This window comes from Bacteriovorax stolpii, assembly GCF_002872415.1.
GTDB lineage: Bacteria > Bdellovibrionota > Bacteriovoracia > Bacteriovoracales > Bacteriovoracaceae > Bacteriovorax > Bacteriovorax stolpii.
Genome location: NZ_CP025704.1, coordinates 88,597 through 100,992 on the forward strand (window position 1 = coordinate 88,597; position 12,396 = coordinate 100,992).

The following is a 12,396-nucleotide window of genomic DNA, read 5'->3' on the forward strand; positions in this document are numbered from 1 at the left end:
CAACTCAGCCAGTCGTAGCTGCTGAACCACAATATGCAGCTCCGCAAAGAGAGTTCGTAGCTCCAAGAGAGTTCTCGGCTCCAGTAAGAGAGCAAGCTCCTGTTGTTCAACCATCAGCTCCAGTTATGGAAGCTCCTGTTTCTCAACCAGCAGCTACTCCTTCATACTCTTCTCAGTCATCAACAAGAGAAGAGTCTTCATCTTATCAAACTGAAGACCGTTCAGACTTTGACCGCTTTATGAGCGACAGAGCTGCTTACCACAATTCTTCAGCTCAGGAAGAAGAAGGTGGATTCTCTGCAAGAGAAGCTGCTGTTCAACCAGCTGCTCAGCAACAGCCACCATCGAGATTGATCCAGTCAATCAGAGATGCGGCTAACCGTTACGAAAACACAGGTGCACGTCCTCAGTCTCCAGTTTCATCTGGATCACAGGCCTCTGAATCAGGTGTCGGTGGAACAAATACAAGAGCTAAGTCGATTGCAGAAAAACTTGGGTTCATTAACTTCGATGAAGATGAATTCGACACACCTTCTTACCTAAGAAAAGAAGAGAAAACTGAGCAAAGACCAGCACCGAGAGATTTTAACAAGAACATCGATCTTTAATGAGAAACGTTCAGGGCCAGAACTAGTGGCTGGCCCTGAATCTCTCAATATCTTCTGCCAACTTATCTGCATCCTCTTCTAAAACATTCAACTGCACAAACGATTCGATAAAATCTTCTTCAATATTGATTTTGTAATGGGTAAGAACAAAACTTGGTGTTTGTTTATTTTTCCATAGGTGGCGCTTGAAGTGATAAACAAAGAGTCCATCCTCAGGTGTGTGGGGAGTCGTTTTTACATCTGTAATCTGCTTCCACTTGTTGTTGGCAAACGTTTTAAAATGCTCTTTGCAAAAATACATATTCTCATGTTCAATCAGGCATTTTTCACAGAACACATCTTCGCAAATCAGACATGAACCAACAGACGCAACGTCCGGGTGATTTTCACAGAAAAATTTTTCACTGACGTGTTCTTCGGAAAGCTTTCTAACTTTAACGGCAGGAGACTCAACTGTTGGAGTCAGGACAATGCGCTCTGGTTGTTGTGCTTGTGTTTGGACTGTTTTAGATAAAAGCAGTTTCACTACGACAAAAGCAATGATCCCGATTAAAAGCAGAATGATCAAAAGCAGGAACAAAATAATGGCAAAGAGATTCTCTTGTAAAAAATTGTTCATAGAATGTGAATCGTGGTTGTCGGTTTATAACCCAGGATTTGGTCAAAGTATCTTCTGACGGCCACTCTGAGTTCTTCGTTCGTCTTTTCTTCGTCTTTAAAGTTGATCTGGATAAAGTAATTTTCTAAAAAGCGCTTAAACTTTTCTTCGTTAGCGGTCACTAATGTTGGGAGACCTAAGAAGTTAAAGGAAAACTTCTCTACTTTGGCCCTGGTTGAAGTGAGTTTCAGTGAAATAAAGACTGAACCTGTTGTGGCCAGTTTGCGTCTTTCGCTGATTTTCTCTCTCTCCAGGATAATGCCTTTGCCATGAATGATAACCGGCTCGATTGTTTCTCCATCAAAGACACTGATCTTTAGGTCGTCACTGACCAAGAGCTCATCGTTGTTTAAGAAATAATGAGGAGTCGCCTTTGGGTAAGCTTCTTTGATGAAATCAATGTGCTCGCGGATGAAATAACTTTCTCCGTGAATCGGAACAATATCTGTCGGGTCATATTTCTCATAAAGCATTTTCAAATCCGTGCGCCCCGGGTGGCCGGAAACGTGGATTAACTTATCCTGAGGGGTGATCACGTGACAGCCGACTTCTGAAAGCTTATTCACCAGCAATGTGATCTTTTTCTCATTGCCAGGAATGGCCTTTGAACTTAAGACAACTGTATCTTCCGGGCGAGGTTTGTATTGAGAGTCCTCTCCAATTGAAAAGCGCCTGAAAGTTCCGCGGAAATCCCCCTGGCATCCAGAGAGAAGAACAACAATGTTTTCCTCATTAGGTGTTACACTTTCAGTCATCTTAACGACTGACTGGAAATCGGGAATCATTCCTAATTCATTAGCGGTGTTGAGATAACTAATCATTGAGCGCCCATGTGGAACAAGTTTGCGTCCATGCTTTTTTGCCATGGAAATAAAAGTCATCAGGCGGTGAATGTTAGAAGAGAAACAAGTAATGAAAAGTCTTCCCTTTGTTTCAGCAAAGATTCCGTCGATAACAGGAATTAAATCTTGTTCAGAAGGAGTTTCTTTCGTTGAACTGGTAATGTTGGTACTATCACAAAGAAGAACTCGTTTTTTTAGCATCTTTGAATGTTTAATCAGTTTATCAAAATCAAAAGGGCGCTCGTAGATTGTTTTAAAATCAATCTTGAAGTCCGAAATAAAGAAGAAACCGATTTCTTCTTTGATATCTTTAATTAAAAGTCCGACAGTTTCAGGAATCGAGTGATTGACGTGAATGGGATCAATAGTGAAGTCATTAAACCCAAGTTGATCAAAGTGACGGTATTCCGTAATCGGATGTGGGTGGCGATTAAACTCAAGTTTTTTTCTAATGAGTCCGGCCGTAAATGGTGAGGCCAGGACTTTAATCTTAGGAAATTTTTTTACAACATGGAGAACGGCTCCAATGTGGTCTTCGTGCCCGTGAGTGATCACTAGATGGCTTGGTTCAGGGATGTTGTCCAGGTTGGGAATAAGGTAATCAATGTCGAAAAAATCTTCGTAGGGAAAGAGAATGCCGGCATCAATAATAATGGTGTCTTGTTTACCTTGGATCAGGGTCATATTCGAACCGATTTGTCCGACTCCCCCGACTGGCTTTATCTTGATGCGCGGTTGTTTCATCTTTTTCCTTTGCTCTTTTTCTTTTCTACAACTTTAACTTCCTTAGCGTGGAAGAGTTGGTTAACTTTGGCCGCCAGAATACTTGCGGCGATATCAGTTTCTTCACCAACGATGAAGTCAGCGTATTGTCTTTGAGGATCGAGGTACTTTTGGTACATCGGCCTTACTGTTTCATAATACTGAGTGATGACTGAATCCAGAGATCTTCCTCTTTCTTCAACGTCGCGGTGAAGGCGGCGGATGAATCTGATGTCAGCTTCAACATGCAGGAATGTAGTGATGTCGCACATTTTACGGATCTCTTCCTGATATAGAGTAAAAATTCCTTCAAACAGTACGACCTTAGTCGGCTTGATGATGCTTGAAGTTTTAAGTCGAGCATTCTTCTTAAAGTCGTAGTGTGGGCTCTTTACTGTTTTACCTGCTCTCAGCATTTCCAGGTGCTCTTTTAAGAGATCCCAGTCAAATGCATCAGGGTGGTCGAAGTTGGGCCTTCCGGCAGAAGTGCTAAGCTCCTTAGGAGGCTTAGGAAGATAATATGAATCCATGTGCAGGACTGAAACTTCCTGATCGACGTTTTTAATGACCTTATCAGCAAAAGTTGTCTTTCCTGATCCTGATCCTCCACAAATAGAAATGATATGCACGAGAGCGCTCCTCAATTGGTTTTTTCTGTATAAAATGATAAATTAAAGGTGTTACAAAAGAAAGAAGGAAGAGGATTAATGAAGTTGATTCAAGCGCTACTTGTCGTATTCGTGACTGTGTTATTTCAAAATGCAATGGGCGCAGAAAGAATTAACATCGCTATTTCGGCCAGCCCGAACAATCTGGCACCATTTTATTCAACTGATGCCAACTCACAGAATATTAACCGCCTGGTTCATGCCTCTTTAGTGGATTTCAATGAGAAAATGCAATTTATTTGTATTGCCTGCGAAAAATACGAAGAAAAGATGAATGGGCCCAAACACGTCTTCACTTTCACTCTTCGCCCGGGGCTGACATTTTCAGACAACACGCCCGTGACAGCTGATGACGTAAAGAGGTCATATGAGTACTTTGCTAAAAATGAAAAGATCAAATCAACTTTCATGGGAGCTTACGAATCAATCGAGGCCGTTAATGTGAAAGATGCCAAAACAGTAGAGATTGTTTTTAAGAACTTCTCGCTGGAAAACCTTTCAAACCTTTCACTTCTAAAAATTGTTAAGATCAATGACCTGAATAAAGAGACGTTTGAGCCATTGGATATCATTGGCTGCGGCGATTACGTTTTAAAAGAGATTCAGCCACTGGAGATTGTGGTTGAGCCAAGAAACAAGGAAAGACCAGTTCTGGTTTTTAAAGTTGTAAAAGATGAAACAACTCTCGCTTTAAAGCTGATTAATAAAGAAATTGATCTGACAGTGGCCAATATGTCTCCAAGAAAAGTTTTCTGGCTTAAGTCTCAGCCGGGAATCAAAGTTTGGGAAATGCCGAGTGGGAACTTTCAGTTTATGGGGCTTAATCATAAGCGCGACCTATTTAAGGACATTAGAGTGAGAAAGGCCTTTTCGCTTCTTATCCCGAGAAAAGAAATCTTAGAATACAAATTAAAAAACACAGCCGTTCTTTCAATTGGTATGTTCTCCCCTGCTTTTGGCGATATGTTTGAGCCAGGAGAGGTGGAAAGAAATGATATCAACTTAGCACGAGAGCTTTTAAAAGAAGCAGGGTGGAAGAAAAACAAAAATGGCATTTTGGAAAAAGATGGAAAGCTTTTAGAAGTCGACTGGAAAGTTAACAACAACAAAGCAAGTATCGAAATCGCAGAAGTTCTTCAGCATTACCTGGAAAAAGAAGGGATGATTGTGAATATTTCTATTCAGGAATGGGGAACGTACATGAGTGCGTTTAAGGCCGGAAAGTTTGATATCGTTGTCGGCCAATGGGTAGGATTCACCGGGCCGGATATGCTGAAATTTGTTTTCCACTCAGGGAACACTCCTCCTAAAGGTGGGAATCGTGTTGGTTATAACAACCCAAAAGTAGATGCAGTTTTAGACCAGGCCACAGTAGAAACTAATGCAGAAAAGCGCACGGCCCTTTACAAACAAGCACTAAAAATGATTAACGAAGACTACGCCAACATTAACCTGTGGCACTTGAATATTATCTGGATTGGAAGAAGCTGTTTATCTGACATTAAGCTGGAGTCAACAGGAAGCTTCTACCCTTTAAAAACGCTTGAGAAAAACTGTGGAAAATAAAAAGTTTAATTTCGTTCTCCTTGGATATAACCGCGCCACGATTGAGTGGTCCCCATCAATCAATGCTTATGCACTCGAAGATTTTAATTGCGATGGCGTAGAAGAGTTTTCGCTGGAAGAAGCCCGCGTTGATGAAATCCTGGGCGAGCGCGCTTATTCAGGTGGAGATATTCCAGAAACATTGATTGATGAAGTTCAAGAAGCGACAATCAATCAGGATGCTGTGACTTATAAATACTTCTTCTATGAAGGTGATTACGAAAAAAATGCAGCAGATTTCATTTCATTTATTAAAGAGAATTACCCGGAGATTTCACTTTATTCAGCTCAAAGAGATTTTGAAGACTGGAACGCAGAGTGGAAGAAATTTTATAATCCAATTCACGTTTCAGACAATATCGAAATCATTCCTGAATGGATGGCAGACACCCATGTAAAAAAAGCTCGCCAGCAAGTTTATATCTATCCAGGTATGGGATTTGGAACGGGAACACATGAGACGACTTTTCTTTGCATGGTGCTTTTTGACCAGGTAATGAATGAGTTTAACAATAAAAACACTTGTCTTGATTTTGGCTGTGGCTCAGGGATTCTGGGAATTGCAGCAATGAAAACAAAACAAATGCAGACTCACTTTGTAGATATCGACAGAAGTGCACTGGAAAACTGCACGCAAAACTTAGTGCTGAACTTTGCCGGAGAGAATCTGGAAGGCACTGAGCTGGTTATTAGAGAGAGATATAATCCTAAAAAATACGATTTAGTTTTTGCCAATATTCTTGAGCATGTTCTCATTAGCGAAAAGCCGACGATTGATGCTTCTCTAAAAAGTGGTGGTTACCTGATCGTGTCAGGCATCCTGAATCACCAAGTTGAGACGATCGTAAACGCCTACTCAAAAATGGAAAAGGTATCAGTTGTTTCTAAAGGCGACTGGAGTGCCATTTTATTCAAGGATAAAGTTTGAGAGCTGTTTTTCATTCCTTCGATAATGTCTCAGACGATGAAGCCATCATAGTGACAGGTGATGCCGCTCATCACTTAAATGTTGTACGCCTGAGGGCCAATGAAGACCTGCTGCTTTTAAACGGCAAAGGCTCAATTCTGACCACCAAAGTTTTATCGGTGGCTAAAAATACGATTGAGATCAAAGTTGTTAAGAGTGAAACATTTACACCAAAACATCAATTGTCACTGGCCGTGGCCATGCCGAAGAAAGATGCTTTTGAAGATATTTTAAAAATGGCAGTCGAGTTAGGGATTAATGAGATCTACCCGCTTGTTTCAGAATACTCTCAGTACGAATATGCTCCAAGCGAGCGCGTGCAGAGAATTTTAGAAAGTGCTCTGATTCAATCCAATAATCCCTTTTTCCCGGTCATTCATGAACAAAGAGAGCTGGGAGCTTTTTTAAAAGAACACCAGGAAACCATCGTCTTTTTTAATTCGCGTCCAGCGGGAGCTAAAAAAGAGCAGATGCAGGGCCCAAAAAAGACAATTCTCATTGGACCAGAAGGTGGATTTTCGCCTGAAGAAGTTACAGCAATTGGTGCTTACAATAGTGTTCTTGAGATTCATTTAGCCACTCCAATTCTCAGAGCACCAACAGCGGTCGCATCTTCGGTAGGTTATTTACTCGCGGCCCAAAGTGGCCCTAAATAAGAATCAAAAAATCCATTGATGCTTTGTATTGTTTGTGGGATTCTAATTTTAGAAACACACAACTGATCAAGGTAGAATATGAATCAAGAATCTCATTCATTTTCGTCTTCAAAAGATGCAAAACAAATTCAAATTGACCTCGATGAATTCCAAATTAGTGAAGATTCATTTAAACCGATGACTAAGGGACTTGGTTTCCATCACGACGTAAAACGTCCATCGTTTAAACCTGCGCCAAAAGAAGTGAAACCTTTTGCTCCTTCAAAAATGCCAATGTCTTCTCTGAGCTCAATGCCAAGTGTGTCTCAACCAAAAACAACAGTAGGAAGTCATCTTCCTTCTGGACTTGAAGCTTTCTACGGGACAACTAAACCTGCACCGACAATGGAAGTTCCCAATCTATTTGAACAACCAGTTAAAAAAGAAGAAGTGAAAACTGAAAAAGCTGCATCAAAAAAGACAGCAGCACAAACATCACAATTCTTTGCATGGATTGTTGATGTACTAGTGATCGCAAGCTTTGTGGCCCTAACTGGAGCCCTATTAGTGTTTGCTTCAGGAATTGAATTCCATATGTACTCTCGCCTGATTTCCACTCAGGACCTGGCGGCCTTTGGGGCAGCAATCTTTTCTATTTATTATCTTCTGTACTTTACAATTTTAGATTTAAGCTCGACTCCGGGGAAAACGATCTTTGGAATCAGGCTGGTAAAAGCTGATGGATCTGAAGTATCTGTAAAACACACTTTCACTCGCGCGCTTATCTCTCTTCTTTCTGGCGTGGCCCTGTTTCTGCCAATGCTTCTGGATTTCCAGGGGCGTTTATCAGATACAAAAGTGGTAAAATAAAATTATGGAACAACTCTCGCCTGCCACATTAAAGTTTCTCGAAGAAAACAAAGGTAAAAAAATTGTTTTTACCAATGGATGCTTCGACATTCTTCATTTAGGGCACGTGGAGTATCTCAACGAAGCAAAGGCCCAAGGTGATTTACTTATTGTGGCCATCAACTCTGATGAGAGCGTCAGAAAACTTAAAGGCCCGGATCGTCCGATCAACAATGAAGAAGACCGCGGCAGCATGCTTTTAAACCTTAAATCCGTTGATTGTGTGCAGATCTTTACAGAAGAGACACCGCTGGAGATTATCAAGCTTATTAAGCCTGATGTGTTGGTTAAAGGCGGTGACTGGAAACCAGATCAAATAGTAGGATCAGAATTTGTTCTTTCTCGTGGGGGCGAAGTTAAAAGCCTCATGTTTAAAAACGGATATTCTACGAGCAATCTCATCAAGGCCGTCCAAGGCAAGCATTAGCCTAGTAAAATCATCAAGTTAGAAAGTTATTAACATCTTGAAATCACACAAAAAATCCTAATACCCGAGCAAATTAGTTTCATCAAGTAATGGAAATTATTGCCTTTTTTTTAAAGAAAGTACTTTAGTTCGTTTTTTTTTACTCCGATATTTATGTCAAGCAAGCTGATGGGACGGCGAGCTTAAATTAACAAGGATTCATACAAGGTTGTTTGAATCTTAAATTTTAAGGAGGAAGGCATGATTCTAGGAGATTAGTATGGGATTAAGAATTAACACAAACACGCAATCATTAAGAGCACAGAGTTCACTATCGCAAGTAGAAGCTAAAAAAGCAGATACACTTGCAAAGTTGTCTTCTGGTTCAAGAATTAACAAAGCTGGTGACGATGCAGCCGGTTTAGCAATCTCGGAAAAGTTAAAAGCTAACATCCGTGGTTCTCAACAAGCTACAAGAAACGCAGGAGATGGTATTTCAATGATCCAAACTGCAGAAGGTGGATTAAACGAAGTTTCTAACGTTCTAATCAGACTTAGAGAACTTTCTGTTCAAGCAGCTTCTGATACTGTTGGTGATACTGAAAGAAAATTTGCAGACCTTGAATTTCAACATCTATCTCAAGAGGTAGAGAGAATTGCAAGCTCAACTCAGTTTAACGGAAAACAACTGTTAACTGGTGAAGGTGAAACAATGGAATTCCAGGTTGGTATTATGAACGACGCTAAAAACGATCGTCTTTCATATAAGCCACAAGAGTCAAGCGCGAGAATCGCTGATCTTGGAATCGAAGGACTAGGAGTACAGACTAAAGTTAATGCGCAAGAGAACCTTGAAAAGATCGATAGCGCTATTAATGCTGTTAACGGTAACCGCGCTTCTCTAGGTGCTTTACAAAACAGACTACAGTCTACTATTTCTAACCTTGAAACTAGAACTGAGAACCTAGCTGCTGCTAACTCTCGTATTAGAGATGCAGATATCGCAGCTGAGTCTGCTGAAATGGCAAAATCGAACATCCTTTCTGCCGCTTCAACTTCAGTTCTATCGCAAGCTAACAACTCTGGTTCAGCTGCACTAAAACTGATTGGCTAATTAGAAAAACATTCTTAAAACAAAGAAGGGCCCTCGAAAGAGGGCCTTTTTTATTTGTGCCTTCATCAAAATTCATGCCATTTCTGATTTTTTAAGTCTTTGAATTAAAAAGCAATTGAAAGAATTCTTGGTATTAACCGAGCAAAGTGCTTAAGTTTTTAACCGAGTGCTCCGATCTGGTTTTTGTCTGATAAAAAACATCAGATATTAACAAAAGAGGGCGGGGGCCCTCGAAAAACGGAGAATATCATGGGTTTAAGAATTGCTACCAACATTGCCTCTCAAAACGTTCAAAAGAACTTGAAGGAAGTTTCAAACGCGGGGAACTCGTCGCTTGAAAAATTATCTTCAGGTAAAAGAATCACAAAAGCATCTGACGATGCTGCCGGACTTGCGATCTCTACTAACTTAGAGGCGCAGACTAAAGGTCTAAGACAGGCGACAAGAAACGCCAACGACGGTATCTCACTTGTTCAGACAGCTGAAGGGGGATTAAACGAAACGACTAACATTCTTACTCGTCTTCGTGAGTTAACAATCCAAGCTTCTTCAGACACTGTAGGAGAGCAAGAAAGAGGATTCCTTGATAAAGAATACCAACAGCTAACAAAAGAAATTGACCGTATCTCTGAGTCTACAGTGTTCAACGGAACACAACTTCTAAACGGTGAAGGTAAAGGCTCAATGGATTTCCAGGTTGGTGCTTTTGCTGGTGAACAAAATAGAATTACATTTGATTCTGGAGAGTCTGATTCATCAGCATCTGCAATCGGTGTAAAAGGAACTTCGATCTCAGAAAAAGGTGATGCTCTTTCAGCAATCGGTGACATCGATAAAGCGATTGAAAAAGTATCAGGACAAAGAGCTAACCTTGGATCTATCCAGTCAAGACTACAGTCTACTGTGAAGAACCTAGAGGTTCAAACAATTAACCAAGATAGTGCTCGCTCAGTTATTCAGGATGTGGATGTTGCTGAAGCTACTGCAAACCTTGCTTCTAACCAGGTTGTTAAGAACGCAGCGGTTTCAACTCTAGCTCAAGCAAACGGTATCCCGAACTCTGCTCTTAGATTGATTGGGTAAGCTTTAAAGAAGAGCGTTTCCTCCTGTGGGTTGTTACACAGTATGAGTTGAAACGCTCTCTTTTAAAAAAAGCTAACTCACTCTGAATAGAGTAACTAGTGAAGAGAAGTAGAATAAGAATTTAAGTAGTCTCCATAGGACATAATGATTACGCAATGGTTGTTATGTTCTAATACTTAAGCCCAACCCTCCCGCTTCCCCGCAATTATAGGCGGGAGGGTTTTTTGGGCTTGATTTTCGACATTGTGAGTACTTGATGAGAGCGTTTTTATCAAATTTTTTCTTAGTCTAACCTTCTGTAATTCCAGAAAAAATTCATTTTCTTTTACCTGATCAAAGCAATTCACTTAAGTATTTGCCCGAACGTTTCGATAGGTTGTTTGACTGACAAAAGCAGTCAATAACAAAAAAGAGGGTGGGGACCTTCTTTAAAACAGGAGACTATCATGGGTTTAAGAATTGCTACAAACATTGCTTCTCAGAACGTACAGAAGAACTTGAAAGAAGTATCTAGTGCCGGTAACAGCCAACTAGAAAAACTTTCTTCAGGTAAGAGAATTACAAAAGCATCTGACGATGCTGCCGGACTTGCGATCGCGACTAACTTAGAAGCTCAGACTAAAGGTCTAAGACAAGCTTCAAGAAACGCGAACGATGGTGTGTCTTTAGTTCAAACTGCTGAAGGTGGACTAAATGAAACATCAAACATCCTTATCCGTCTTCGCGAGCTAACGATCCAGGCCGCTTCGGATACAGTTGGTGATCAGGAAAGAGGATTTCTTGATAAAGAATACCAACAGCTTTCAAAAGAGATCGACCGTATTTCAGAATCAACAGTGTTTAACGGAACACAACTTCTGAATGGTAAAGGTAAAGGTGCAATGGACTTCCAGGTAGGTGCATTCTCCGGAGAACAAAACAGAATTACATTCGATTCAAGTGAATCTGATTCGTCAGCTTCTTCAATTGGAATCGCGAGTACAAATATTGCAAATAAAGATGATGCTTTAAGCTCAATCGGATCAATTGATAAAGCGATTGAAAAAGTATCGGGACAAAGAGCGAACCTTGGATCGATTCAGTCAAGACTTCAATCGACTATCAAGAACCTTGAAGTTCAGACAATCAATCAGGACTCTGCAAGATCGGTAATCCAGGACGTGGATGTAGCAGAAGCAACAGCTGCTCTATCTTCTAACCAGGTAGTGAAGAACGCAGCGGTGTCTACATTGGCGCAAGCTAACGGGATCCCAAACTCAGCACTAAGACTGATTGGTTAATTAAAAAAAGAATTCCGGGAGAGCAATCTCCCGGCTTGATAAAAATGAGAATCTTCTGTTAATCCCCAAGCCTCTCCCGAGAGGGAGAGGTTTTTAGGAACTAACAGAGCAAAAAATAAAACGAGAGCTTTTTATGAAAGAGCAAAAAAGAGGAAAAGATTTTGACCGAATGATTGTAGAAGCAGTCCAGGGCAATCTTTCATTTTTTGCATGGCAATCTCTTGGCGGAGTTGTAGAAAAATGCGAACTCAAGGTGAAGGCCTTCAGAAAAGACTACAACGAAATTGAATTGGAAGTGAAATCAGAGCAGGTAGAAATACTTGCTAAAGTTATTTCCGGTGACCGCATGATGAACATTTATGTACCGGAACTCTCAGTTTCTTTCTCTACAGAATTAAAAAGTGTTTCAGGCGGGAAAATCGTTAAGCTTTACCCTCCAAAAGACTATTCGTTTTACGAAAGAAGAAAGCATGAAAGGCTTCAGCCGACAAAAACATGTTATGTGAATTTCGAACTCAATAAACTTCCTATTAAGAAATCCATCTTCGATATCAGCATTGGTGGATTTGCCATTATCCTTCCCAAAACAGATAAGGTTGTTGTCGCTCGCGGAAGAGAGTTTCCACTAATGACTCTGGATGTATTTGGCAGAAAGCTAAAAGTTAAGGCCGAATGTATAAATGCAGTGACAATTGATCGTTTTAAGCTGGATACACTTCCTTACGGCGGTTACAAAATCGCTTTCCGCTTTATGGAAATGAGCAAAGAAGACAAAGAATACCTGGTAGAATTTATTGCTCACCAGTCTTTACTTCAGGCGCATGTTAAAAAGGCCAATTAATTGCCGGGCAATATGCAA

At 40.6% G+C, this 12,396-nt stretch carries 12 protein-coding genes; 9 read left to right on the top strand and 3 right to left on the bottom strand.

Annotated elements, in window-relative coordinates:
- Window positions 1-630 precede the first annotated feature (630 nt).
- The 3 genes from C0V70_RS00415 to udk are packed head-to-tail and all read right to left on the bottom strand — an operon-like array spanning window position 631 to window position 3,499.
- Window positions 631-1,227 carry a hypothetical protein gene (locus C0V70_RS00415; RefSeq protein WP_102241886.1) on the bottom strand — a complete coding sequence of 199 codons (597 nt, stop codon included), beginning with the start codon at window positions 1,225-1,227 and terminating at the stop codon, window positions 631-633.
- Entirely contained in the window at window positions 1,224-2,852 is a 1,629-nt protein-coding gene (locus tag C0V70_RS00420) for a ribonuclease J (RefSeq protein ID WP_102241887.1), read from the bottom strand. The genes C0V70_RS00415 and C0V70_RS00420 overlap by 4 nt, the downstream gene beginning before the upstream one ends.
- A complete protein-coding gene (udk, locus tag C0V70_RS00425; protein ID WP_158649503.1) occupies window positions 2,849-3,499 on the bottom strand; it encodes a uridine kinase in 651 nt (216 codons plus the stop codon). Before udk ends, C0V70_RS00420 begins: the two co-directional genes overlap by 4 nt.
- Window positions 3,500-3,577: 78 nt before the next feature.
- Between udk and C0V70_RS00430 the strand changes: the two genes are divergently transcribed.
- The 9 genes from C0V70_RS00430 to C0V70_RS00470 all read left to right on the top strand — a co-directional run bounded on the left by C0V70_RS00430 (window position 3,578) and on the right by C0V70_RS00470 (window position 12,378).
- Window positions 3,578-5,104, top strand: a complete 1,527-nt coding sequence (locus C0V70_RS00430; protein ID WP_102241889.1) for an ABC transporter substrate-binding protein — start codon at window positions 3,578-3,580, stop codon at window positions 5,102-5,104.
- Window positions 5,094-6,071, top strand: a complete 978-nt coding sequence (locus C0V70_RS00435; RefSeq protein ID WP_158649504.1) for a 50S ribosomal protein L11 methyltransferase — start codon at window positions 5,094-5,096, stop codon at window positions 6,069-6,071. Before C0V70_RS00430 ends, C0V70_RS00435 begins: the two co-directional genes overlap by 11 nt.
- Window positions 6,068-6,766, top strand: coding sequence for a 16S rRNA (uracil(1498)-N(3))-methyltransferase (locus tag C0V70_RS00440; protein WP_102241891.1), 699 nt, complete (start codon window positions 6,068-6,070; stop codon window positions 6,764-6,766). The genes C0V70_RS00435 and C0V70_RS00440 overlap by 4 nt, the downstream gene beginning before the upstream one ends.
- A 78-nt stretch (window positions 6,767-6,844) precedes the next feature.
- On the top strand, window positions 6,845-7,615 hold the full coding sequence (locus C0V70_RS00445) for an RDD family protein (protein ID WP_102241892.1): 771 nt from the start codon (window positions 6,845-6,847) through the stop codon (window positions 7,613-7,615).
- 4 nt (window positions 7,616-7,619) lie between these two features.
- Complete coding sequence (rfaE2, locus tag C0V70_RS00450) at window positions 7,620-8,081, top strand: D-glycero-beta-D-manno-heptose 1-phosphate adenylyltransferase (protein ID WP_102241893.1); 462 nt, start codon at window positions 7,620-7,622, stop codon at window positions 8,079-8,081.
- A 259-nt stretch (window positions 8,082-8,340) separates the two neighbouring features.
- Window positions 8,341-9,174 carry a flagellin N-terminal helical domain-containing protein gene (locus C0V70_RS00455; RefSeq protein WP_102241894.1) on the top strand — a complete coding sequence of 278 codons (834 nt, stop codon included), beginning with the start codon at window positions 8,341-8,343 and terminating at the stop codon, window positions 9,172-9,174.
- 249 nt (window positions 9,175-9,423) lie between these two features.
- Entirely contained in the window at window positions 9,424-10,257 is an 834-nt protein-coding gene (locus C0V70_RS00460) for a flagellin N-terminal helical domain-containing protein (RefSeq protein ID WP_102241895.1), read from the top strand.
- 446 nt (window positions 10,258-10,703) lie between these two features.
- On the top strand, window positions 10,704-11,537 hold the full coding sequence (locus C0V70_RS00465; RefSeq protein ID WP_102241896.1) for a flagellin N-terminal helical domain-containing protein: 834 nt from the start codon (window positions 10,704-10,706) through the stop codon (window positions 11,535-11,537).
- Between the two features lie 133 nt (window positions 11,538-11,670).
- A complete protein-coding gene (locus C0V70_RS00470) occupies window positions 11,671-12,378 on the top strand; it encodes a PilZ domain-containing protein (RefSeq protein ID WP_102241897.1) in 708 nt (235 codons plus the stop codon).
- Window positions 12,379-12,396 lie beyond the last annotated feature (18 nt).

Coding starts and splice junctions, on each gene's coding strand:
- C0V70_RS00415 (WP_102241886.1), bottom strand. CDS start 1,227: ATGAACAATTTTTTACAAGAGAATCTCTTTGCCATTATTTTGTTCCTG.
- C0V70_RS00420 (WP_102241887.1), bottom strand. CDS start 2,852: ATGAAACAACCGCGCATCAAGATAAAGCCAGTCGGGGGAGTCGGACAA.
- C0V70_RS00430 (WP_102241889.1), top strand. CDS start 3,578: ATGAAGTTGATTCAAGCGCTACTTGTCGTATTCGTGACTGTGTTATTT.
- C0V70_RS00445 (WP_102241892.1), top strand. CDS start 6,845: ATGAATCAAGAATCTCATTCATTTTCGTCTTCAAAAGATGCAAAACAA.
- rfaE2 (WP_102241893.1), top strand. CDS start 7,620: ATGGAACAACTCTCGCCTGCCACATTAAAGTTTCTCGAAGAAAACAAA.
- C0V70_RS00455 (WP_102241894.1), top strand. CDS start 8,341: ATGGGATTAAGAATTAACACAAACACGCAATCATTAAGAGCACAGAGT.
- C0V70_RS00460 (WP_102241895.1), top strand. CDS start 9,424: ATGGGTTTAAGAATTGCTACCAACATTGCCTCTCAAAACGTTCAAAAG.
- C0V70_RS00465 (WP_102241896.1), top strand. CDS start 10,704: ATGGGTTTAAGAATTGCTACAAACATTGCTTCTCAGAACGTACAGAAG.
- C0V70_RS00470 (WP_102241897.1), top strand. CDS start 11,671: ATGAAAGAGCAAAAAAGAGGAAAAGATTTTGACCGAATGATTGTAGAA.